Origin of the sequence: Chromobacterium subtsugae (genome assembly GCF_035919665.1) — a bacterium.
Taxonomy (GTDB): Bacteria; Pseudomonadota; Gammaproteobacteria; order Burkholderiales; family Chromobacteriaceae; genus Chromobacterium; species Chromobacterium subtsugae.
Genome location: NZ_CP142381.1, coordinates 1,410,689 through 1,433,511 on the forward strand (window position 1 = coordinate 1,410,689; position 22,823 = coordinate 1,433,511).

General features: G+C 66.0%; 21 protein-coding genes. 11 read left to right on the forward strand and 10 right to left on the reverse strand.

Going from position 1 to position 22,823, the window contains the following annotated elements; all coding sequences use genetic code 11:
• Positions 1 to 4: 4 nt before the first annotated feature.
• A complete protein-coding gene (locus U6115_RS06935; RefSeq protein ID WP_043580807.1) occupies positions 5 to 2,440 on the reverse strand; it encodes a hypothetical protein in 2,436 nt (811 codons plus the stop codon).
• A 171-nt stretch (positions 2,441 to 2,611) separates the two neighbouring features.
• Positions 2,612 to 2,977 carry a hypothetical protein gene (locus U6115_RS06940; protein WP_146008360.1) on the reverse strand — a complete coding sequence of 122 codons (366 nt, stop codon included), beginning with the start codon at positions 2,975 to 2,977 and terminating at the stop codon, positions 2,612 to 2,614.
• Positions 2,978 to 3,004: 27 nt separating this feature from the next.
• Here U6115_RS06940 and U6115_RS06945 point away from each other — a divergent pair, with 27 nt between their 5' ends.
• Complete coding sequence (locus tag U6115_RS06945) at positions 3,005 to 5,272, forward strand: nitric-oxide reductase large subunit (RefSeq protein ID WP_043580742.1); 2,268 nt, start codon at positions 3,005 to 3,007, stop codon at positions 5,270 to 5,272.
• Between the two features lie 52 nt (positions 5,273 to 5,324).
• Here the strand turns inward: U6115_RS06945 and U6115_RS06950 are convergent, their stop codons facing one another.
• From U6115_RS06950 to U6115_RS06960, 3 genes are all read right to left on the reverse strand, one after another.
• Positions 5,325 to 5,852, reverse strand: a complete 528-nt coding sequence (locus tag U6115_RS06950) for a GNAT family N-acetyltransferase (RefSeq protein WP_043580740.1) — start codon at positions 5,850 to 5,852, stop codon at positions 5,325 to 5,327.
• A gap of 103 nt (positions 5,853 to 5,955) precedes the next feature.
• Positions 5,956 to 6,288 carry a hypothetical protein gene (locus U6115_RS06955; protein ID WP_052258426.1) on the reverse strand — a complete coding sequence of 111 codons (333 nt, stop codon included), beginning with the start codon at positions 6,286 to 6,288 and terminating at the stop codon, positions 5,956 to 5,958.
• Entirely contained in the window at positions 6,285 to 8,909 is a 2,625-nt protein-coding gene (locus tag U6115_RS06960; protein WP_043580737.1) for a glycoside hydrolase family 15 protein, read from the reverse strand. Before U6115_RS06960 ends, U6115_RS06955 begins: the two co-directional genes overlap by 4 nt.
• Before the next feature lie 321 nt (positions 8,910 to 9,230).
• Here U6115_RS06960 and U6115_RS06965 point away from each other — a divergent pair, with 321 nt between their 5' ends.
• From U6115_RS06965 to U6115_RS06975, 3 genes are all read left to right on the forward strand, one after another.
• On the forward strand, positions 9,231 to 9,863 hold the full coding sequence (locus tag U6115_RS06965; protein WP_052258429.1) for a lytic polysaccharide monooxygenase auxiliary activity family 9 protein: 633 nt from the start codon (positions 9,231 to 9,233) through the stop codon (positions 9,861 to 9,863).
• 176 nt (positions 9,864 to 10,039) lie between these two features.
• A complete protein-coding gene (hmpA, locus tag U6115_RS06970) occupies positions 10,040 to 11,257 on the forward strand; it encodes an NO-inducible flavohemoprotein (protein WP_043580735.1) in 1,218 nt (405 codons plus the stop codon).
• Between the two features lie 90 nt (positions 11,258 to 11,347).
• On the forward strand, positions 11,348 to 11,845 hold the full coding sequence (locus U6115_RS06975; protein WP_080770354.1) for an Rrf2 family transcriptional regulator: 498 nt from the start codon (positions 11,348 to 11,350) through the stop codon (positions 11,843 to 11,845).
• Here U6115_RS06975 and U6115_RS06980 read toward each other — a convergent pair.
• On the reverse strand, positions 11,788 to 12,174 hold the full coding sequence (locus U6115_RS06980; RefSeq protein ID WP_043580733.1) for a VOC family protein: 387 nt from the start codon (positions 12,172 to 12,174) through the stop codon (positions 11,788 to 11,790). The genes U6115_RS06975 and U6115_RS06980 overlap by 58 nt on opposite strands.
• Before the next feature lie 170 nt (positions 12,175 to 12,344).
• Here U6115_RS06980 and U6115_RS06985 point away from each other — a divergent pair, with 170 nt between their 5' ends.
• Positions 12,345 to 12,659 carry a YnfA family protein gene (locus U6115_RS06985; protein ID WP_230623453.1) on the forward strand — a complete coding sequence of 105 codons (315 nt, stop codon included), beginning with the start codon at positions 12,345 to 12,347 and terminating at the stop codon, positions 12,657 to 12,659.
• A gap of 10 nt (positions 12,660 to 12,669) precedes the next feature.
• Here U6115_RS06985 and U6115_RS06990 read toward each other — a convergent pair whose 3' ends face one another.
• Together U6115_RS06990 and U6115_RS06995 are read right to left on the reverse strand one after the other, a co-directional pair.
• Positions 12,670 to 13,131 (reverse strand): DMT family transporter, encoded by a 462-nt coding sequence (locus tag U6115_RS06990; RefSeq protein WP_043580731.1) that lies wholly within the window; start codon positions 13,129 to 13,131, stop codon positions 12,670 to 12,672.
• Between the two features lie 3 nt (positions 13,132 to 13,134).
• The gene (locus U6115_RS06995) at positions 13,135 to 13,605 is read right to left on the reverse strand and encodes a DMT family transporter (protein ID WP_052258425.1); all 471 of its coding nucleotides are present in this window, start codon (positions 13,603 to 13,605) and stop codon (positions 13,135 to 13,137) included.
• A 147-nt stretch (positions 13,606 to 13,752) separates the two neighbouring features.
• On the opposite strand from U6115_RS06995, the gene U6115_RS07000 reads away from it, so the two are divergent.
• Positions 13,753 to 14,694: a LysR family transcriptional regulator gene (locus U6115_RS07000; protein ID WP_047237571.1), complete on the forward strand. Its 942-nt coding sequence runs from the start codon at positions 13,753 to 13,755 to the stop codon at positions 14,692 to 14,694.
• A complete protein-coding gene (locus tag U6115_RS07005; protein ID WP_059184290.1) occupies positions 14,691 to 16,106 on the forward strand; it encodes a cryptochrome/photolyase family protein in 1,416 nt (471 codons plus the stop codon). The genes U6115_RS07000 and U6115_RS07005 overlap by 4 nt, the downstream gene beginning before the upstream one ends.
• On the opposite strand, the gene U6115_RS07010 is transcribed toward U6115_RS07005, so the two are convergent.
• A complete protein-coding gene (locus U6115_RS07010) occupies positions 16,096 to 16,914 on the reverse strand; it encodes an AraC family transcriptional regulator (RefSeq protein WP_043574190.1) in 819 nt (272 codons plus the stop codon). The genes U6115_RS07005 and U6115_RS07010 overlap by 11 nt on opposite strands.
• 96 nt (positions 16,915 to 17,010) lie before the next feature.
• Here U6115_RS07010 and U6115_RS07015 point away from each other — a divergent pair, with 96 nt between their 5' ends.
• Complete coding sequence (locus U6115_RS07015) at positions 17,011 to 17,907, forward strand: DMT family transporter (RefSeq protein ID WP_043574192.1); 897 nt, start codon at positions 17,011 to 17,013, stop codon at positions 17,905 to 17,907.
• 10 nt (positions 17,908 to 17,917) lie between these two features.
• On the opposite strand, the gene U6115_RS07020 is transcribed toward U6115_RS07015, so the two are convergent.
• Positions 17,918 to 18,241, reverse strand: coding sequence for a hypothetical protein (locus U6115_RS07020; protein WP_146008359.1), 324 nt, complete (start codon positions 18,239 to 18,241; stop codon positions 17,918 to 17,920).
• A gap of 237 nt (positions 18,242 to 18,478) precedes the next feature.
• Between U6115_RS07020 and U6115_RS07025 the strand changes: the two genes are divergently transcribed.
• From U6115_RS07025 to U6115_RS07035, 3 genes are all read left to right on the forward strand, one after another.
• Positions 18,479 to 20,125, forward strand: coding sequence for an Nramp family divalent metal transporter (locus U6115_RS07025; protein ID WP_043574194.1), 1,647 nt, complete (start codon positions 18,479 to 18,481; stop codon positions 20,123 to 20,125).
• 162 nt (positions 20,126 to 20,287) lie between these two features.
• Complete coding sequence (locus U6115_RS07030; protein ID WP_047237568.1) at positions 20,288 to 21,016, forward strand: MgtC/SapB family protein; 729 nt, start codon at positions 20,288 to 20,290, stop codon at positions 21,014 to 21,016.
• 233 nt (positions 21,017 to 21,249) lie between these two features.
• Positions 21,250 to 22,779 carry a fumarate hydratase gene (locus U6115_RS07035; protein WP_043574196.1) on the forward strand — a complete coding sequence of 510 codons (1,530 nt, stop codon included), beginning with the start codon at positions 21,250 to 21,252 and terminating at the stop codon, positions 22,777 to 22,779.
• Positions 22,780 to 22,823 lie beyond the last annotated feature (44 nt).

Sequence of the window (22,823 nt, forward strand, 5' to 3'; positions counted from 1 at the left end):
ATCCTCAGAAGGTTTTCAGGAATTCGATCAGCGCCAGCTTGTCGCTATCGCTCAGCCCGGCTTCGCCCTTCATGTAGCGGGTGCCGAAATAATGGCCGCGGTTGACGACGAAGTCGGGGCAGGTGCTCAGCTCCAGCAGCGGCTGGGCTAGGTTGGCGAATACCTTGCGCGCTTCCTCGTCGCTGGCGTCCTTGGGCAGCGCCTTCAGGTCGTGGATCAGCTTGAGCAATACCGATACCAGCTTTTTGTCGTGTTTCAGCCGCTCGCCCAGGCTGGGGTTTTCCAGCACCAGCTCCAGGTTGGCGATCAGGTTGACCGGGGTGCCGGCCGGGATCGGGCCGATTTCCAGCGAGTCGTCGCCGAACAGCCAGGGCAGATAGCGTTGCAGCGGGCCTTGAAGTTCCTGCAGGGAGTCAGGCAGATAGCCTATCGGCACTCGCAGGTAGCTGCGCGCGGTGGTGCGGTCTATCACGCCCGGCACCTTGTCGCCCAGCACCGAATCCTTCTGCCGGGTTTCCGGCCACAGCATCTGGCGGATGGAGTCGTTGAACGAGTCCATGCGTCCGGCCACCGAGGGGCTGGGGTTGAACTTGCCCACGGTGTTGTTGAGCAGGAAGGGCGCGGTCGACCAGACGCTGATCAGCGAGGCGGGCCGGGTGTAGCCGCGTCCGCCGGCCGGCATCTTGTACTGCCAGGGCTGGCCGGTGAACGGGTTGTGGACGGTGATGCTGCCCACCGACGGCAGGTCCTTGTAGGTTTGCGACGAGAAGTTGTCCCAGATATTGTCCTTCAGCGCATTGCGGGCCAGCGGGCTGCAGGCGTTGGTTTCCAGCAGCGTCACCGGCACGCGCAGCTCGGTGGACAGGTAGTTGTCTTTCAGGAAGTCGTCGGCCAGCACGATTTTCCGCATCTCGGATTTGAAGCGCTCGGTCTTGGTCGACTCCCAGTACTTGTTGAAGCAGCTCAGGTAGTCGGGCCCGGCGCAACCCTGGGTCGGGTCCAGCGCCGGTACTTCGGGCGGCAGCTTGCTGGAGTGGCAGCGCGCGCAGTTTTCGGCGAACACCACCTTGCCGCGGGTCAGCTGGGCGGCGTCCTTGCTAAGGTATTGTTCGCCGCCGGGCGCGTCCTTGAGCTTGTGCGGGTCGGTGCTTTTCAGGAAGAACAGGGCCATGTCGGGCGTCTGGTTTTCCGTGGCCTGCCAGTAGACCGAGTTTTTGTTGGCGACCTTGATCTCTATCGGCGTGATGGTTTTGCCGCCGATCAGCGGACGGAAGTGCAATAGCCATTCTTCGCTGAACAGGCCGATGTTCAGATACACCCGGTTCAATGCGCCAAGCGCCCCGACCGAGTCCGAGCCATCCTTCAGCACCCGCGGCGTCCAGACGGTGTTTGGCGCTTTGTAGAACTGGGTCAGCGGCCCATCCTTGACGAAGTCGTTGAACTGTTTGTTGTCGAGGCCGCCGCCGGCCAGGGTTTCCTTGCCCCAGCGCTTGGCCAGCTCCAGCCGCGGGACCAGGTCGTAGACGGCGTTCATGGTGCGCGGGTTATTGATGGAGTCGGTCGAGATCAGCGAGGTGTCGAGCGTGCCCGGACGCGCGGTATGGAAAAGTTGGAAGGCGAAATTGCCGGGATCGGCCTGCCAGGAGAAGATCCGGTCCACCCAGAAGTACTGCGCGCCGACATTGGAGCTGAGGTTTTCCCACTTCGGATGCTCCGGATTAGCCGGCGGATTCACTGGATTGGGGCCGACGTGGCAGAACGCGCACGACATCCCCACCCGGTAGGGCCGGATCAGGTCCTTGTCGTTGTAATAGCTGGGGTCTTCGTAATAGCGCTTGGGGTCCCATTTTTTCGCCGCGGCTTCGTCGAAGGCGGGGTTGGGGAAAAGCCGCAGTCCCACCACCCCGGTGGCGTAGCCGTAGTAAGAGCCGGCAGGCAGGTTCTTGCCGCGGGCGCCCAGCGCCACGCCGGGATATTTCTGCTCGTTCTCGAAGGGGTCCTTCGGGCAGTTGGCGCTGCGGTGGTCCAGCCACAGGCCGAAACGCTGCGGGTCGGGGCCGGTGGCCTTTTCAAAACAGGGTTCGTTGACCAGGCCCAGGTAGTCCCAGCGGCTGTCCCGGCCGAATTTGAGGCCGGGATGGGAGGACAGGGTCTTGAGCAGGTCGAGGTTGCCGACGCTGACGGTGGCCAGGGTGTCCCACAGCCTATCGTTGCCGCCGGTCCAGACCAGCCAGGTGTTGCGGCCTTTCACTTCGTCGGCATCCAGCTTCACGCCGCTGTCCATCGCGTGGAAATAGTCCTCGTCGGCGGCGGGGAACGATTCCGCGGTGCGTTTGGCCTGTTTGGCCTCATCCAGCACGGTGCCGGGCTTGGGCTGCGACTCCTTGCAGCCGGCCAGGCTCAGCAGCACTAGCAGCAGAGCGGGGTATCTTGTCGACATGGCCATCACCTTGGTTCCTGTTTTTATCGTCACAACGGGACATGCCTTTTGCATGGCTCCCGGCCTGTTCTTGCATATAGCACAGGGGGATGCGGCGAGGCGGCGGCGTCCGGAGCCGCTTGGCCAATGCGTATTGCTACGGGTGGCGATCCGGGCGGCGATGGCGGATATTCAGAAATTGCCGCGGCGCCAAGCGGCTGCGGCGGCGATGGCGATAGGTTGGCAGATGGCAGGATTTTTGCAGTTTTCTTTCAGGTATTCGATGCCATGCCGTCTGGCTTGACCACCGGCCTGCTGCTTGGGTGATGCATGATTGGTCTGCGATGGCTGGACCTGTCCTAAAGTACGAATGACTTCGATGCGGCCGCCGCGGTCGGGAACTTGTCCGCACGGCGTTGCGCATGCGAGTGCCAAAGCGGCTTGAGCCGACAGGCTGCCGGCAAGGCGGTTTGCTCTTGGCGCGGGGTATTTGAAATTTAAAAATGTGCAAACTATACATCTTTTAAAGGTGTATGTATCATGCATTTTTAATTTCATGTCCCGGCCCTGCGAAAGGGGGAGCGTATGCGATCGACACGGCGTTTATGGGGATGGCTGGCACTGGTGTGCCTGCTGTCGTTTTCGGCCCTGCTTTACATGGGCAGGGAGATTTACCAGGCTGCGCCGCCGATTCCCGCCATGGTGCGGGATGTCGGCGGCAAGGCTTTGTTCACCGGCGAGCAGATCCGCCGCGGCCAGCAAGCCTGGCTGGCGTCCGGCGGCCAGCAATTGGGCACGGTGTGGGGACATGGCAGCTATGTGGCGCCGGACTGGTCGGCCGACTGGCTGCACCGCGAGGCGCTGGCGCTGCGCGAGGATTGGGCGCGGCAGCGTTTCGGCATGGCTTACGCGCAGTTGGATATCGGCCGGCAAGGCATGCTGGACGCCGAACTGCGCCGCGAGATGCGCGCCAACGGCTATGACGCGGCCAGCGGCACGCTGACGCTAAGCGCGGCCCGCGCAGCCGCCGCGCGCGAAACGGCCCGGCATTACCAGGGCCTGTACAGCGCCGATCCGGCCTTCGACACGCTGCGCGAGCAGTACGCGATGACTGCCGACGCGCTGCCGTCGGCCGACGACCGCGTGGCGGTATCGGCGTTCTTCTTCTGGTCCGCCTGGTCCGCCGCCGCCGACCGTCCCGGCGAAGCTGGCGTGTCCTACACCAATAACTGGCCGCATGAGCCGCTGGTCGGCAACGCGCCGACCGCCGCCAACGGCATGTGGTCGATCGCCAGCGTGATCCTGATGCTGGCGGGCATCGCCGCGATGGTGTGGTACCACATGGCCGCCGGCGAAGGCGAGGAGCCCGCGCAGGTGCCGGATGCCGACCCGCTGGGCCGGCTCAAGGCCACGCCGTCGATGCGCGCCACCCGCAAGTATTTTTATGTGGTGATCGGCCTGTTGCTGACCCAGGTGGGCATGGGCGCCATCACCGCTCACTACGCGGTGGAAGGCCACAGCTTCTTCGGCATCCCGTTGGCCGAGGTGCTGCCCTGGGTGGTGAGCCGCACCATCCACACCCAGTTCGGCGTGCTGTGGATCGCCACCGCCTGGCTGGCCACCGGCCTCTACATCGCGCCGCTATTGTCCGGTCATGAGCCCAAGCATCAGAAGCTGGGCGTGGACGCGCTGTTCTGGGCGCTGGTCTTCATCGTCGTCGGTTCCACCGTCACCGGCTGGGTGGGTACCTTGCAGCGTCTGGGCACCGATTTCAGCTTCTGGATCGGCAACCAGGGGCTGGCCTACACCAGCATGGGGCGGGTGTGGCAAATCCTGCTGTTCGTCGGCTTGTTGTTCTGGCTGTTTCTGGTGGCGCGCGCGCTGCTGCCTGCGCTGCGCGATAAGGAAACCGAAGGCCGCAGCCTGATCGCGATGCTGCTGCTGTCCGCGGCCTGCATCGGCCTGTTTTACGCCACCTCGCTGGCCTGGGGCCAGCGCACCCATTATTCGATGATCGAGTACTGGCGCTGGTGGCTGGTGCACCTGTGGGTGGAGGGCTTCTTCGAGGTTTTCGCCACCGCGGTGGTGGCGCTGATCTTCGCGCGGCTGGGCCTGATCCGCATGAGCAGCGCCAACCGCGCCATCGTGCTGGAAACCATGGTTTTCCTGTTCGGCGGCATCCTGGGCACGCTGCACCACCTGTATTTCACCGGCGCGTCCACCGCGGTGATCTCCGTCGGCGCGGTATTCTCGGCGTTCGAGGTGGTGCCGCTGGCGCTGGTGGGTTTCGAGGGCTGGCAGACTTACCGCCGGGCCGGCGCCGCGCCATGGGTGGAGCGCTACAAGTGGGCGATCCTGTGCTTCGTCGCCGTCGGCGTGTGGAACACGGTGGGCGCGGGCCTGCTGGGCTTCGCCATCAATCCGCCGATCTCGCTGTACTACGTGCAGGGCCTGAACATGACGCCGGCCCACGGCCACGCGGCGCTGTTCGGCGTCTACGGCATGCTGGGCATAGGGCTGATGCTGTTTTGCCTGCGCGGGGTGTCTGATGCGCAGCGATGGGACAACCGCCTGCTGAAGCCGGCGTTCTGGCTGCTCAATATCGGCTTGTTCATGATGGTGTTTCTGTCCATCCTGCCATCCGGCATCTACCAGGCCTGGGCCAGCGTCGAGCATGGCCTGTGGTACGCGCGTTCGCCGGAGGTGGTGCACTCGGCGCTGATGCAGAACCTGGTGTGGCTGCGGGTGCCGGGCGACATCGCGTTCGCGCTGGGCGTGCTGTATCTGGGATGCTTCGCTCTGCGCCTGCTGGGCTGGGGCGGCAAGAAAGCGCTGGCCGAGCAACGCGTGTGAGCGGAGGACTTTTACAAACAGCAAAAGCCGGGCTTGCCCGGCTTTTTCGCGTCTAAAGCGTCTTGTACATCAGCGTGGTGGCCTGCAGTTTTTCGCCGCGGCCGTCCCAGGCGTAGCCGGGAATCCGTCCGGCCTCCTGATAGCCCAATGACAGATAGAGCGGTTCGGCATGGTCGCCGCTGGCGGTGTCCAGCGTCAGCAGGCTGCGCTTGCGCAGGCGCGCCTGCGCCTCCAGCTCTGCCATCAAGGCGCGGGCGACGCCCTGGCGGCGGTAGTCCGGATGCACCAAAAGCTTGCATACCTCGGCGCGGTGCGGCTGGTTGGGCGGGGTGCCGCAGTCCAACTGCGCGCTGCCGGCCAGTTCTCCATCCACCAGCGCGGCCAGCAGCACGCGGCCGCCGCCGGCGACGCCGAGCAGGGTGCTGTCGCGCCAGAAGGCGGTGGCTTGCTCCAGAGTGAAAGGCTGCACGAAATGGATGCTGGCGCCTCCATGCACGCAGGCGTGCAGCAGTTCGGCCAATTCCGGCAGCCAGGCTTCGGTTTGCGCGGCGTCGAGCGCGAAGACTTCCCGGTGCGGCATCTTGATTCTCCTTGTGTCTTGATTTGACGATGGGGTTCGGTCGCGGGAACGACGCAGATCAAGCAAGAAAAAGGCCCGCCGGAGCGGGCCTGCGCCGGCGGGATCAAGGATCGGGCGGCCTGGGCAGAGGCTGCGCGTCCGGCATGTCCGGCGCGCCGCGCTGGACTTCCACCTTGGCCGCCACCGGCGCCGCCTCCGGCCGCCAGCTGTTGCCGCCTTTCTTCACCGGCGGCAGGGCCGGGCGCGCGGGCGGCCGCCAGGGCTGGGCCGGCGTGGCCTGATGGACGATGGGTCGGGTCGGCAAAATGGCGGCAGGCCGCTTGGCGACAGCCGGCGGCGGCGAGGGCGCCTGCGCCGGCCATAGCCGCCAGACCGCGCCGCCGGCCGCCGCCGCGGTCAATAGCAGGGCGGCAGTCCAGGCGCGGCGCGGGGTCACCAGCTCACCTGGTCGTTCAGGTTAAGGCTGCCGCTGGCCGGCGTCTGCAGGCTGCGGTTGCCGGACAGGCTTTCCCAAGTCACGCTGCCGTCGGCGTTCTTGCGGTAGTACTTGTAGGCGATCTGCTGGCCGGCCGGCAGGTTGACGCCGTTTTGCCAAGCCGGGTAAGCGGCCGCGTCCAGCGGAATGCCCAGATCGGTGTTCCAGTTGCCCAAAGCGCGCGCGTTGCCGGTGACGTAGATCTGCTGGCCCCATTGGGTGCTGGCGGTCACGTTGATGTCAACCGGCACCTCGCCGGCCTTGGGCGCGGCGCGGCAGTTGTTGTAGCGCGCGCACACCACTTGCGGGATGTCGACCACCCGTCCGGCGTGGATAGAGGCCAGCAGGCTGATGTATTCGCCCATCGCCCAGTTCAGCGGCGCCATCGACTTGGTCGGCGCGCCAGGCAGATAGCCGGCCGGCGTGCTCACCGCCCAGCCGTCCGGCAACATGGCGCTGTTGGACCACACTTGTTCCGGCAGCATGCCTTCCGGCGTGGCCAGCAGCTTCAGCGTGGCGAAGTAGGGCTGGCCGGCGGCAGCGCTGCCTTGGCGGGCGATCTCGTACATGCCGCGCTCGGCGGTGAAGATCGGCCACAGGCGGCCGGCGCCCGTGCCGTTGAAATCGCTGCCGTCGTTGTGTTCGCCGTAGCCGTCGAAGTTGTAGCGGAACCAGGCGTTATACGGCAGGGCGGGCGCGCCGGGCAGCGCCAGATTCTGTCCCAGCACGCTGTCGAACACATTGATGGTGTTGACGATGGTGGGGTCGTTGGCGCGCTTGACGCCCATGCGCACCAGCTCCAGGAAGCCGCCGTCCACCACGCGGCGGGCGTCGTGGTTGCCGCCGCCGTTTTTCACCATCAGCGTTTGCGGCGTGTCCGGCCCGGCGGACGGGTTGAAGCTGGCGCGGTCGGCGCCGCTGCCGGCGCGCGCGGCCGGGTTGATGCGGAGATAGTAGCTGCCGTTGCCGAAGCTGCCGCTGGTGGTGTAGGTCCAGGCGGCGACGCTTTGCTGCCAATAGTCCGCCGCGGACAAATAGCGGCCGGCGCTGGCGTCGTCGCCATTGTTGCGGGCGATGTCGGCGGCGGCCACCAGGCCGGCGATCTCGGCGGCGAGGGTGGACGGCGAATAGCCGGAATTCTCTTCCCAGCGTTCCTGATAGCTCCACGGGCCGGTGGCGACGATGTAGTCGGCGGTCAGCTTGATTTTGGGCCATAGCGGATTGGACACGGCCGACCCTAGCCGCCAGGCCAGCAGGATGGGCATCGCCTGCTCGTCCATCTGGGTGCCTTGCCAGTAAGGCCAGCCGCTGATCCAGGCGTTTTGCGGGAAGCGGCCGACGCGGCTGTAGCCGGCCGCGCAGCCGGCGGCGTTGTATTCGGCCGCGCCGCAGTTGCTGGCCTGCTGCAGGGTGTTGAACAGGTAATTGACCACCGTGGTGGCGGTGGCGGTGTCGCCGGCGGTGGTCAAGGCGTTGGCGAACTTGAACAGGTCGCGCGGCCACACCAGGTGGTAGCCGCCCTGGTTGGCGTCGCCCTGGGTCTCGCCCCACGGCGTGCCGATGCCGGCGATCATCGCGCCGTTGCTCTTGTCCTGCATGGTTTTCAGCGTCATCGCCGCCAGGTAGTAGCGGTCGTCGGCCAGGCCGCCCTGGGTGGACAGGCCGGCGGTGTAGGCGTGCCAGGCCTTGTCGTACTGTTGCTGGGCGGCGGTGAGGTCGGAGCCCAGCGAGGCGGCGGCGCTGTTGACGGCGTCGCTCTGGCTGGCGCCGAAGCCCAGCGCCACGTCGAAGGACACGCTGGTGGCGGTGGGATCGCCCAGGTCCAGCCAGCCTGTCTGCGCCACATTGCCATTGGTGGCGGAACTGAAGCTCCAGTCCATGGTGTTGTCGCCGCTGCCTATCAGATCGGTCCAGCCGTCGCTCTGGCCGACGAAGCCGTTGGACAGCATGGCTTGGCCGTTGACCGTTTTCCATGGCTGGCTGGCCATCAGCGCGGAGGCGCGGCTGTTGTGGCTGGCTGCCAGCGCGTAGCCGCCGGCGGCCGCCACGGTCTGCGCGCTGTTGCCGCTGCCGGCGTTGTCGAGATAAGGCTTGAACAGGACGTAGAGATTGAAGTCGCCGACGGTGTGGCCGTTCAGCGCGGTGAAGGTCACGCGCTGGATCAGCGTGTCGTGATTGGGGTCGGCGAAGATGCGCTTGCTGATCTGCCAGTTGTGGCCGGCGTTGCCAGTGCTGGCGATCCAGCTCATGGTGCGGGCGTCGGTTTGCCCGGCGGAGTAGGCCTGGCGCTTTTCCTCATCGACGAAAGTCTTGCCGGCGTCGCCCACCAGAAACTGCAAGTCCACCGATTCCGGCGTGTCCAGCACCGGGTAGTACACCTCTGACACCACGCCGCGATAGCCGGTGAAGTACACCTTGGATGGGCTGCCGACGGCGGTGCCGACAAAGGATTTGGCCGCTGGGCCGCGCACTGGCGTGTCGCCGGGGCTGCCGAAGGCTTCGGCGGCATGGGCGAGAGGACTGAACAGGCTGGCGATCAACAAGCCCAGCAGGGCGGGACGCGCAGGTAAGGGGTGGCGCATGAGGTAGTCTCCATTTGTAGTTTTGTCTGCCCTCGACTACAGGTTTTGCCTGATGTCAATGTAGTTTTACTACTAAATATATCAAATAAATCTCAAATGGCATGTTCGAATTAACAGGCATGACTGGCGATGCTGGCGTGAGAGCGGCCGTGAATGGCGCAGCGGGGCCGGCAGAATGGCCAGCAGCAGCCGCTTGGCCCCGGCGCGCCAGTCAAAAAGGCCAGCCAGCAGTCGTGGCGGAATGGCTACGCTGCGGGCAGCCGCTTCGCCGCCGCTTGGCGGCGCCGGCTGTATTTCCTGACATTAACCAAGGGGGTTTTCATGAGCCAAACCAAGATGGAATCGAAAGCCGGCATGCAACCCAGACATGGCCAGGTGTTCAAGCCGGAGTCGCGCGGCCAGCTCTGCGTGGACGGCGTCAACGCGCAGTGCCCGCTGCAAAGCTGGCACGTCAATGGCCTGGAAAGCGGCAAGTTTTTCCCGGCGGCGGTGGCCGGCCTGATGGATCCGCTGGCGCCGACCGATACCCCCAACGCGGCGCCGCCGGCCGACGGCAAGATCGCCAGCGCCGGCCAGGCGCACTCGGCGGTGCTGGACGAGCAAAGCGCCGAGCGCTGGGCCAAGCATCCGGCCAAGTCCGGCCAGGAGATGGAGTTTCAGTGGAGCTACCACGCCCGCCACCTGACCCGGCGCTGGAACTACTTCATCACCAAGGCGGACTGGAATCCGAACCAGCCGTTGAGCCGCGCGCAGTTCGAGTCCGAGCCTTTCTACAAGGTGGAGATGAGCGCCCAGCCCTATTGGGAGCACAGCGCCGAACTGATGCCGCCGGAGCCGACCATCCACATGATGCGGATGCCGCAGCGGCAGGGCTATCACGTGGTGCTGGCGGTGTGGGAGGTGGCCGATACCGGCAACGCCTTCTATCAGGTGATCGACTTCGATTTCTCTTGAGCCGCGCCGAGTGAAAACCCGGCCGCAGCCTATAGCGGCCACTGAATCGCGATGGTGGTGCTGACAGGGATCAAAATAAGATGTATTATTTTTACATCTTAAATCGGAGGCCTCTCGCAGAGAGGCTTTTTCCGGCTATTAAAGATATATTTAATATAAATCTTAAAGGAGTCAATATGCTGAGCGCATCCACTCGTGCCCTGGTTAAGGCTACCGTGCCGGTATTGCAACAACACGGCGTGGCGTTGACCAGCCATTTCTACCGCCGCATGTTCGAGCACAATCCGGAGCTGAAACACCTGTTCAACCAGGGTCATCAGCATTCCGGCCAGCAGCAGCAGGCGCTGGCGATGGCGGTGCTGGCCTACGCGCAGCATATCGATGATCCGTCGCCGCTGTTGCCGGTGCTGACCCGCGTCGCGCACAAGCATGTCAGCCTGGGCATCCGCGCCGAGCACTATCCTATCGTCGGCAAGCATTTGCTGGCTTCCATTCGCGAAGTGCTGGGCGATGCCGCCGGCGACGACCTGATCCAGGCTTGGGCCGAGGCCTATGGCCAGTTGGCGGCGTTGATGGCTGGGCTGGAAAACGATTTGTACCGGGACACGGTCAACGCCGATGGCGGCTGGAGCGGCTGGCGGCCGTTCCGGGTGGTGCGCAAGGAGGCGGAGAGCGAGGAAATCGCTTCGTTCTACCTGGAGCCGAGCGATGGCGGCGCCTTGCCCGGCTTCCGGCCCGGCCAGTACGTGTCGGTGAAGCGCTTCGTGCCGGAATGGGGACTGAGCCAGCCGCGCCAGTACAGCCTGTCCGATGCGCCCAACGGCGAGCACCTGCGCATTTCCGTCAAACGCGAGGATGCCGGCCCGGGCAAGCCGGCCGGGCGGATGTCCAATCTGCTGCACCGCGAAGTGGCGGTGGGCGACGTGCTGGAACTGAGCGCGCCGCAGGGCGATTTCTGCCTGAACGAAGACGGCGCCGGGCCGGTGGTGCTGATCAGCGCCGGCGTCGGCCAGACGCCGATGCTGGCGATGCTGGGCCAATTGCTGCGCCAGGGCGGCCAGCGCGAAATCCGCTTCCTGCACGCCGCGCGCCATGGCGGCGCGCATGCGATGAAGCACAAGCTGCGCCAATTGGCGGAGCGCCATGCGCGGCTCAAGCTGCACATCTGCTACGAGCAGCCGCGGGCGCAGGATCTGGCCGGGGTGGATTACCACGCGGCGGGACGGCTGCAACTGGACGCGCTGCGCGAATTGGCGCTGCTGCCGGACGCCGATTACTACCTGTGCGGCCCGCTTGGCTTCATGGATGTCCAGCGCGGCAGCCTGCTGCGGCAAGGCGTGGCGCCGGCGCGCATCCATTACGAGGTGTTCGGCTCCAATCCGTCTGCGGACTGAGCCGGGCCCGGGCCGATTGAGGCGGAGCGCCGATCCGGGGTATGCTGCCGGCCATTGATTCCTGTGAACCCCATCGATGCGGCACTCATCATGCAACTGACCCGTTTCACCGACCTCGGCCTGCGCGTGCTGATGTACCTGACCGGGCTGGAGCCCGGCCAACTGGCCACCATCCCGGAGATCGCCGAGCGCTTCGTCATTTCGCGCAACCACCTGGTCAAGGTGGTGCACTTCATGGCGCAGCAGGGCTGGCTGGCGACCAGCCGCGGCAAGGGCGGCGGCCTGGCGCTGGCGAAACCGCCGGAGCACTACCGGCTGGGCGAGGTGGTGCGCACGCTGGAAGGCTTGTCGCAGTTGATCGACTGCGCCGAGCCGCCGTGCGCGCTGTTCGGCGGTTGCCGGCTGAAAGTGGCGCTGGATGCCGCGCTGCAGGCCTTTTTCCAGACGCTGGACGGCTACACGCTGCGCGACATCATCGCCAGCCCCACCGGCGAGGCCATCATCCGCATGCACCGCGGCTTGTCCGGCGCTCAGGCAGAGGGCGGGCCTTTGAGCTCTATCACATTGCCGTCCGGATCGGGCAGATAGACCGACGGCCCGCGGCCTTCGGCGCCGAAGCGCTGCCTGGCCGGCTCCGCCTCGATGCCATGGCTGGCCAGATGCGCCAGGATGGCGATTTCGTCGAACGGTTCGACGCGCAGGCAGAAATGGTCGACATTGGCGGTGCCGCCGTCGGCCGCCTCGGCGTTCAACAGGTCGATCAACGCGCTGCCGGCGTCCAGATGAACCAGGCCCAGGCTTTCCTGCCGCTTCACCACCTCGCAGCCCAGCACTTCGCGGTAAAACCGCGCCGAGCCTTCCGGGTCGCGTACCCGCAGCACGATATGGTCTATCCCTCTGATAGCGAATGGCGTCATGGCTTGCTCCTTTTTATGTCATATGCGTAGCTGGATGTTAGGCCGGCGCGCGCCGCCTGGGAATTTGCCTTTTCAAATCGCGCCGATAGCGAAACGGTACAATGGCCGGCCGCCGGGAGGGCGGCGCAAAGAAGAAAGAGCGCGTGGAACTGATATCGAATTTATTGCGGATGGGCGGCTTGTTCGCCTTGACCGCGCTGGCGGAAATCGTCGGCTGCTATCTGCCCTGGCTGGTGTTGCGCCAAGGCAAGCCGGTTTGGCTGTTGGCGCCGGCGGCGGCATCGCTGGCGCTGTTCGCCTGGTTGCTGACGCTGCACCCGGCCGCCGCCGGCCGCGTCTACGCGGCTTACGGCGGGGTTTACATCACGGTGGCGCTGGGCTGGCTGTGGCTGGTGGACGGCATCCGGCCGGACCGCTGGGACGCGTTGGGCTGCGGGCTGGCGCTGGCCGGGATGGCGGTGATCATGCTGGCGCCGCGCGGCTGATGGACGGGTTTCAGGCCTGCCGCGCCGCTGTCGGCGGTTGGGAAGCCTGAGCCGCGGCGCGCCGGGACGCGAACAGGCCCAGCGCGATCAATGCGGCGCCGGCCAGCTGGATAGGCGCGGATTTGCCGCCGCCCGCAGCCAGGTGGTCGATCAGCACGCCAGCCAGCATCTGGCCGGCGATCACCAGCAGCGCGGTTTTCATCGTGCCCAGCCGCGGCAGCGCGAAGCTGTTGAGCGCGACGAACAGCGCGCCGATGACGCCGCCGCACCAGGCGTGCCAGGGGGCGTGCGCCGGCAGGCGCGGCATTGCCCCCGACGCGGCCAGCAGCAGGCTGAGAAACAGCAGGCCGCCCAGATGGTTCCAGAACGACGCGACCAGCGCGCCGCGATGTTGGCCCAGTTTGCCGTTGACGGCGCGGCTGCCGCCTATGCACAGGCCGTTGGCGATGGCGGCGGCGATGACGATCAGCATGACTCAGGCTCCGAAAATCAGTATGGCGCAACCGGCCAACACCAGCAGCGCCGCCAGCGCATCGCTGCGGCCCAGCCGGCGCCGCAGCATGCCGAGCCAGCCGAAATGGTCCGCCAGCAGGCCGAAGAGCACCTGCCCGACCATGGCCAGCGCCAGCGTGCCGGCCAGGCCCAGCGGGCTGTTGACGGCGATGGCGGCCAGCGCCACCGTCAGCGCGCCGGGCACGCCGCCCAGATACGCCCAGCGCGGCGCCGGTCCGGCGGCAGGCCCGGGACGCCGCCAGGCCGCCCATAGCAGCCAGGCGGCGAAGGTGCCTGCGGCGTGGGCGATCCAGGAGGCGGTCAACGGATCGCTGGCGGCCGCCAGCCGGCTGTTGCAGTGGATCATCAGGGCCAGCAGCGCGCCGGCGGACAAGGCCAGCGCGCCCAGCGCGTAATCGCTGAGCGGCCGGGCGGGCAGGGGATGGGAGGGCATGGCGAAATCCTTTTTTTGAATCCGCGCGCCGCGCGGCCGGCTGGCTTGACGGTTGGCGAAGCGGGATGCCGGAACTGTACATTGTGTCCCATTGACTGATAATCCGTATTTGTGGAAACTGATTTCGGATAAAAAGTGGACAATTGAATGGAGCATTTCACCGCGATGCCGATCTTCGTCGCCGTGGTCGAGGCCGGCAGTTTCTCTGCCGCCGCCGAACGGCTGGGGCTGACCAAATCCGCGGTCAGCAAGCGCGTCCAGCAACTGGAGGCCGGGCTGAACGTGCGCCTGCTGCAGCGCACCACCCGCAGCCTGAGCCTGACCGAAGCCGGCGAGCGCTATTACGACCGCGCCCGCGCCGCCCTGGCGCTGGCGAATGAGGCGGAAGAGGCGGCCGCCGGCCTGCAGGGGCGGCCGCAAGGCTTGCTGCGCGTCGCCGCGCCGATGGCTTTCGGCCGCCTGCACCTGTCGCCGCTGGTGGCCGAATTCCTGCGCCGCTACCCGGACATCCAGCTGGATCTGGCGATGGACGACCGGATGGTGGACCTGGTGGAGGGCGGTTACGACCTGGCGGTGCGCATCGGCAATTTGCCGGACAACCGCATGGTGGCGCGCCGTCTGGCGCCGTGCCGGGTGGTGGTGTGCGCGTCGCCAGCCTATCTGGCCGCGCATGGCGCGCCGGCGCATCCGGCGGAGCTGGTCGGGCACAACTGCATCCATTATTCCTATTACCGCGGCGGCGCCAGCTGGGTTTTCAGCGGGCCGGACGGCGAAATCCGCGTGCCGCCGCGCGGCAATTACCAGGTCAACAACAGCGAGGCCAGGCGCGACGCGCTGCTGGCCGGACTGGGCATTTGCGAAATGCCCACTTTCATCGTCGGCGCGGACCTGGCGGCCGGCCGGCTGGTGGAGGTGCTGAGCGCTTACCCGCTGCCCGCGCACGCCGTCCACGCGGTGTATCCGCAGCGCGGCCTGCCGGCCAAGGCGCGCGCCTTCATCGATTTTCTGGACGAAAAACTGGGCGGCGACGCGCCGCCGTGGGATGCCGGCCTGACCGCGTCCCCATCCGCCGAAAGAGACCCAATATGAGCAAACGCTATCGGATGGCGCTGGTGTGGCTGCGCCGCGACTTGCGGCTGGACGACCACGCCGCCTTCTACCACGCGCTGAAGCTCAGCGAGGCGGCGGCGCCGGTGTTCGTGTTCGACGCCGCGATTCTGGACGCGCTGCCGCGCGACGACCGCCGCGTCGATTTCATCCACCAGAGCGTGGCGGCGCTGAAGGCGGAGCTGAACGCGCTGGGCGGCGATCTGCTGGTGCGCCATGGCCTGCCGGCCGACGAAATCCCGAAGTTGGCGGCACAACTGGGCGCCGACGCGGTGTTCTGCAACCGCGACTACGAGCCGGCGGCGCGCGAACGCGACGCCGAGGTGGCGCGGCGCTTGTCCGAGCGCGGCATCGCTTTCCATGCGGCGAAGGACCAGGCGATCTTCGACACCGACGAGGTGCTGACCGGCGCCGGCAAGCCGTTCTCGGTGTTCACGCCGTACAAGAACGCCTGGCTGAAAACGCTGACGCCGTTTCATCTGCAGGCCTACCCGGTGCGGCGCTATCTGGACGCGCTCTTGCCGCGCCAGACCGAGGCGATGCCGAGCCTGGCCGACATCGGCTTTCTGCCCAGCGATCTGTCCGCGCTGCCGGTGCGGGCGGGCGCGGACGGCGCGGAGGCCTTGTTCGCCGACTTCGCCAGCCGGATCGGCCGATACAAGACGCAGCGCGACTTCCCCGGCGTCAAGGGCGTGTCCTACCTCAGCGTCCACCTGCGTTTCGGCACCATCTCCATCCGCCGGCTGGCGGCCTATGCCTGGCATGACGGCGGCGAGGGCGCGATGACCTGGCTGAGCGAGCTGATCTGGCGCGATTTCTACCAGCAGGTGCTGTGGCATCGGCCGGATGTGGTGGGCCACGCGTTCAAGCCGGAATACGACGCGCTGCCGTTTCCCAATGATGCGGATTGGTTCGCGGCCTGGCGGGAAGGGCGCACCGGCTATCCGCTGGTGGACGCGGCGATGCGGCAGCTGAACCGCAGCGGCTACATGCACAACCGGCTGCGCATGGTGGCGGCCAGCTTTCTGGTGAAAGACCTGTTGATAGACTGGCGCTGGGGCGAGCGCTATTTCGCCGAGAAACTGCTGGACTTCGACCTAGCGGCCAATAACGGCGGCTGGCAGTGGGCGGCCAGCACCGGCTGCGACGCCCAGCCTTATTTCCGCATTTTCAACCCGGTCAGCCAGAGCGAGAAGTTCGACCCCGACGGCCGCTTCATCCGCCGCTACGCGCCGGAGCTGGCGCGGCTGCCGGACAAGCTGATCCACGCGCCGTGGCAGGCGAAGCCGGAGCAGCTGCGGGACGCCGGCATCCAGTTGGGGCGCGACTACCCGCACCCCATCGTCGACCACGCCGCGCAGCGCGAGCTGGCGCTGGCCTTGTTCAAGCGCTGAGCTCGTCCCACTGGCCGCCTTCCAGCAGCTGCCGGCGATAGCGTTCCGGCGACGCGCCCAGCTGTTTCTGGAACATGGCGATGAAGGCCGACGGCGTGGCGTAGCCCAGCCGCGCCGAGATGTCCTGCACGCTGTCGCCCTGCTTCAGCCGCGACAGCGCCTCCAGCAGCCGCGCCCGGCCGCGCCACTGGCCGAAGCTCATGCCCAGCTCGCGCTGGAACAGCCGTGCCAGCGTGCGTTCGGTGCTGAACACCCGTTCCGCCCATGCTTTCAGCGGCGTCGCGTCGCTCGGGTCGTGGCGGATGGCGTCCAGTATCGGCCGCAGCAGTTTCTGGCCGCTGTCCGGCAGATAGCTGGCCTCGCGGCCCGATTCCAGCAGCCGCTGGCATAGCAGCTCGGCCTGGCGGATGTCCCATGGATCGACGGGAGAGACGATGCGGCGCTGGGCGAAATCGTCGAGCAGCGCGCGCACCAGCGGCGTCTGTTCGATCAGGCAGGTGTGGGCCGGCAGCCGCGCGGCGATGTCGCCGCTGACGTAGATCGAGATGTAGTGCATGGCTTGCCGCACATAAGCGGCGTGTGGCACTTCCGGCGGCGTCCACAGCAGGTATTGCGCCGGTGCCACCACCTTGCCGTCGTCCAGCAGCAGCTCCACCAGGCCCAGATTGATGCGGCTGAGCTGGCCCCAGCGGTGGCGGTGGCGGGCGAATTCGCTTTTCGGCGTGAAGCGGTGGTAGCGGAAGGTCAGCGGCGCGGGTTCCGGCAGCGCGGCGTCGCTGGCGAAGTAGTCGTCCTGGTCTGGGCTCATCTTGTCCGGTTTGCCTGAGCGGATTGTCTGTTTTGCATTATATCGTCCATAACAGACGACTTTAGAATGGATGGCATCGAATAGAAGGAGGCTGTGATGGCCATGCTGTTTCCCCTGCTGGCGGTGCTGATCTGGGCCGCCAACGTGATTGTCTCCAAAGCCGCCGCGAACGTGCTGGACCCGGCGGCGATCTCCATTTACCGCTGGCTGGTGGCGGCGTTGGTGCTGACGCCGTTCTGCCTGCCGACGGTGCGCCGCCGCGCGCGCGAGCTGAAGCCCTGGCTGGGCAAGTTTCTGGCGCTGTCGGCGTTGGGCATGGTGATGTTCCAGTGCCTGGCCTATTACGCGGCGCACAGCACCAGCGCCACCAATATGGGGGTGATCACCGCGATGGTGCCGCTGCTGGGCCTGCTGCTGAACGCCGCGGTGTTCCGCCAGAAGGTATCCGCGCCGGCCTGGCTGGGCGTGGCGGTGTCGCTGTCCGGCGTGGTGTATCTGCTGGGCAAGGGCGATCCGCTCGGCCTGTTGTCCAACGGCATCAATATCGGCGACGGGCTGATCCTGGCCGGCGCGGCGTCCTACGCGCTGTACGGCATTTTGCTGCGGCGCTGGGCGCCGCCGTTCGGCTCCTGGGTCAACCTCTATCTGCAGGCCAGCCTGGCGGTGCTGCTGTTGCTGCCGCTCACGCTGACCGCGCGCAGCATGGCCATTCCGGCCGAGGGCGCGGGGCTGGTGCTGTTCGCCGGCATCGGCTCCTCGCTGTTTGCCGCCTATCTGTGGATGCACGGCATCCAGAAGCTGGGCAGCGACCGCACCGCCATCTTCATGAACCTGTTGCCTTTGTTCACCGCCTTGATGGCCAGCGCGATGCTGGGCGAGACCATCCACCATTACCACTGGGTCGGCGGCGGCCTGATCCTGCTGGGCGTGGCGATGGGGCAGGGGGTTTTGCGGTTGCGGCCGGCGCGCAGGGAGGCTTTTGTAAATAAATAATACATTTTGTTCACAAAAAATTACCGTGGCGATTTGGCTTTTTATTGCGCGCATAGTGCAGTTGCGGGATGAAATTTTTTGCTGAGAGAGGCGGCGCGGCGGCTTGTGGCAGTTTGCTGCCGGCCGGCCTGTTGCGCCGCAAAATCGCGATGTCATCAGGTGGTTGACGTGTTTTCCGCCGCGGGATTAACATCGCGGCGTTTTCGTTACTGGGGGCTGATGCCTTGGAAAGTTGCAGTAGTAGTTGGTTAACGACAGGGTCGTGCCGACCGGCAAAGGCATAGCTTCCATTCTGAATGGCCGCTGTCTTGCCGCGAGGCGAGACGGTGCGCATCTTGGGCAGCCATACGGGCTGCCGCCGCGTATCTACCCATACCATTGTTGCTAGTTACTGCTTGATTACTGCGCTCCGCCATGCACGGAGCGCCGAGTCAGGTTTGCGCATGCCGCGTTTGCCGCGGACGGCGGCTGGTGCCCCGTTCCGATGGCGAGGCCGCGCCATGCCCGCATGCCTTCGTTTGCTTGCAAAACGACGGGCGGCCCTCCCTTGGCCGCCGGTCGGGAGATGACAATGACCAATCCAATCAAAAACGAAGCTGTACTGGATAGCGCCCACATCGGCGACATCCGCGGTGCGTTCGGCACCATCCGCCACGGCGATGTGGCGGCTCGCAAGGGCATTTGGCAGCGTCTGCGCACGCTGCTGGCCATCCTGGGCCCCGGCCTGATCGTGATGGTGGGCGACAACGACGCCGGCGCCTTCAGCACGTATTCGCAGGCCGGCCAGAACTACGGCACCTCCTTGCTGTGGACGCTGATCCTGCTGATCCCGGTGCTGTATGTGAACCAGGAAATGGTGCTGCGCCTGGGCGCGGTCACCGGCGTCGGCCACGCCCGGCTGATCCTGGAGCGCTTCGGCAAATTCTGGGGCGCTTTCAGCGCCATCGACCTGTTCCTGCTGAACGCGCTGACCATCGTCACCGAATTCATCGGCATCACGCTGGCGCTGCAGTACCTGGGCTTGCCCAAGGAGTGGGGGGTGGTGGCGGCCGCGCTGCTGGTGATGGCCGCGGCCAGTACCGGCGATTTCCGCCGTTTCGAGCGCTTCTCGATGATATTGGTGGTGTTCAGCCTGCTGCTGGTGCCGGTGTTCATGATGGTGCACCCGCCGATGGCGCAGATCGGCCATGACCTGTTCGTGCCCGGCATGCCGGCCGGCGGCAAGCTGTCCGACGTGATGTTGCTGATCATCGGCATCGTCGGCACCACCGTGGCGCCGTGGCAGCTGTTCTTTCAGCAAAGCTACGTGATCGACAAGCGCATCACGCCGCGCTTCATCAAGTACGAGCGCGCCGACCTGTGGCTGGGCATCGTGATGGTGCTGATCGGCGCCATCGCCATCATCGCCATGGCCGCCGCGCTGTTCGCCGGCAAGCCGGAATTCGGCAATTTCCAGGACGCCGGCGCCGTGGCCGCGGGCCTGGGCAAGTACCACAGCCATCTGGCCGGCGTGCTGTTCTCGGTGGCCTTGATCGACGCCAGCCTGATCGGCGCCAGCGCGGTATCGCTGTCCACCGCCTATGCGCTGGCCGACGTGCTGAACATGAAGCACTCGCTGCATCGCAAGCCGAGCGACGCGCGCGCTTTCTACCTGGTTTACTTCCTGCTGATCGCCGGCGCCGCCGCGCTGGTGCTGATTCCGGGCGTGCCGCTGGGCCTGCTGACCAACGCGGTGCAAACCCTGGCCGGCGTGCTGCTGCCGTCCGCATCGGTGTTCCTGCTGCTGCTGTGCAACGACAAGGAAGTGCTGGGCCCGTGGGTGAACGGCCGCTGGACCAATCTGTTCACCGGCGCCGTCGCCGCGGTGCTGGTACTGCTGTCGGTGATCCTGACCGCTTCCGTACTGTGGCCGGACATCAGCAGCCAGACCATCATCAACATCCTGGTGGGCGGCGGCATCGTCGGCGGCATCGTGGTGATCGCCGCGCACACCGTCAAGCTGCGCCGCGACGCCGAAACCGGCGCCGACCTGGCCGAAGAAGCCAAGCCGAGCAAGCTGTACATGCACAACTGGCGAATGCCGCCGCTGGCGCAGCTGAAGCCCATGGTGCTGTCGCGCAGCAACCGTCTGTGGATGGGCGTGCTGCGCGGCTATCTGGTGGTGGCGGTCATCATGGTGGTGTACAAGGTGGCGGAGGTCGCCTTGCTCGCCCACTGACAGGCGGGTTAAGGTGTGGCCGGCGACGCGGATTCCGCGCGCCGGCGGTGCGAAGCCGCCCCTTACGGGCGGTTTTCGCATTAGGGCCTGGGCATGGTGGTTTTCATCGAATGCCACGATGCACGTACCTTAGACAACAACATTCAACAAGCAGGAGGGCGCATGCATTACAACCTGCACAATCTGTTCGATCTTGATCTGTTCGGCATGTTGCATACCTTGATCTGCCTGGCGACGGCCTTCGTCTCCGGCACCGTGATCGGCCTGGAGCGGCAATACCGCCAGCGCACCGCCGGCTTGCGCACCAACGCGCTGGTGGCGGTGAGCGCGGCGGCCTTCGTCAACATGGCCTTGCAACTGGATGGAGCCGGCAGCGCTTCCCGCGTGGTGGCCTACGTGGTGTCCGGCGTGGGCTTCCTCGGCGCCGGCACCATCATGAAGGAAGGGCTGAACGTGCGCGGCCTGAACACCGCCGCCACGCTGTGGGGCTCGGCCGCCACCGGCGCCTGCGCCGGGGCGGGCATGCTGGGCCAGGCGCTGCTCACCACGCTGTTCGTGCTGGCGGTGAATACGCTGCTGCGGCCGGTGGTGAATTCCATCAACCGCCGGCCGATCGACGATGAAACCAGCGAAGTCACCTATCAGTTGTGCGTGATCGCCAGCCGCGACGAGCAGAAGCGGGCGCTGGCGCAGGTGGGCGAACTGCTGGAGCAGGCCAACTACCCGGTGGGCGACCTGGACGTGGAATCGTTCAGCGACGACGAGGTGGAGATGACGGCCACCTTGCTGGCGACATCGGTGGATTCCGACGAGCTGGACCGCATCGCCGCCGCGCTGGCCGCCCATCCCTACATCAGCCAGGCGTACTGGAACACCAGCACCAGCGAGTGAGCGCCGGCCTTCGCCAATATGCAGCCGCCGCGGCGAGAGCCGGGCGGCTTTTTTCATGGCGCGCCGCGCAGAATGGCCGGCATCGCGCCTTGTCCGGGGTCAAAGTTCATGACGGAGAGTGTTACAATCAGAACCAGGTTTTTAGTTGCCGCTGGGCGCAGGCAGAGCGAGGCGCCGGCGGCGGGGTAATTCACGGGCGGCCGCCTCGGCGCCCGGTTTCTCGAGACAGCCTTATGACCATCATCCGGCAGGACGACTTCATCCAGAGCATCGCCGATGCCTTCCAGTACATCAGCTGCTACCACCCGAAAGACTATATCGACGCGCTGTACCAGGCCTACCTGAACGAGGAGAGCGCCGCCGCCAAGGACGCGATGGCGCAGATCCTGGTCAACAGCCGCATGTGCGCGGAAGGGCAGCGCCCGATCTGCCAGGATACCGGCATCGCCGTGGTGTTCCTGAAAGTGGGCATGAAAGTGCAGTGGGACGCCCAGCTCAGCGTGCAGGAGATGGTCAACGAAGGCGTGCGCCGCGCCTACAACCATCCGGACAACAAGCTGCGCGCCTCGGTGCTGCTGGACCCGGCCGGCAAGCGCCAGAACTCCAAGGACAACACCCCGGCGGTGGTGCACTTCGAGATCGTCGAAGGCGACCAGGTGGAGGTGATCTGCGCGGCCAAGGGCGGCGGTTCGGAGAACAAGTCGAAGATGGTGATGCTGAATCCGTCCGACTCCATCGTCGACTGGGTGCTGAAAACCGTGCCGACCATGGGCGCCGGCTGGTGTCCGCCGGGCATCCTCGGCCTGGGCATCGGCGGCACGCCGGAAAAGGCGATGCTGCTGGCGAAAGAGTCGTTGATGGACCACGTCGACATCCACGAACTGAAGGCCAAGGCCGCCGCCGGCGAGGAATTGTCCCGCGTCGAAGCGCTGCGCCTGGAGCTGTTCGAGAAGGTCAACGCGCTGGGCATCGGCGCGCAGGGCCTGGGCGGCCTGACCACGGTGCTGGACGTCAAGATCCTGGACTACCCGACTCATGCGGCGTCCTTGCCGGTGGCGATGATTCCGAACTGCGCCGCCACCCGCCACATCCATTTCCACCTGGACGGCAACGGCCCGGCGCATCTGGAGCCGCCTAGCCTGGAAGACTGGCCGGACATCACTTACGACCCGTCCAACGGCAAGCGCGTCGACTTGGACAAGATCACCCGCGAAGAAGTGGCCAGCTGGCAGCCGGGCGACGTGCTGCTCTTGAACGGCAAAATCCTGACCGGCCGCGATGCCGCCCACAAGCGCATGGTGGACATGCTGAACAAGGGCGAGAAGCTGCCGGTGGACTTCACCAACCGCTTCATCTACTACGTCGGCCCGGTGGATCCGGTGCGCGAGGAAGTCGTCGGCCCGGCCGGCCCGACCACCGCCACCCGCATGGACAAGTTCACCCGCCAGATGCTGGAGCAGACGGGGCTCTTGGGCATGATAGGCAAGGCCGAGCGCGGCCCGGCGGCGATCGAGGCGATCAAGGACAACAAGGCTGTGTACCTGATGGCCGTCGGCGGCTCCGCCTACCTGGTGTCCAAGGCGATCAAGGCGTCCAAGGTGGTGGGCTTCGCCGATCTGGGCATGGAGGCGATCTACGAATTCGAGGTCAAGGACATGCCGGTGACGGTGGCGGTGGATTCCTGTGGCACCTCGGTGCATAACACCGGCCCGGCGGAATGGCGGGTGAAGATCGGCAAGATTCCGGTGAGCGCGGCGTTGTGATTCGCATGCCGGGAAGACCATCCTGAGCCATGCGTCAGCATGGT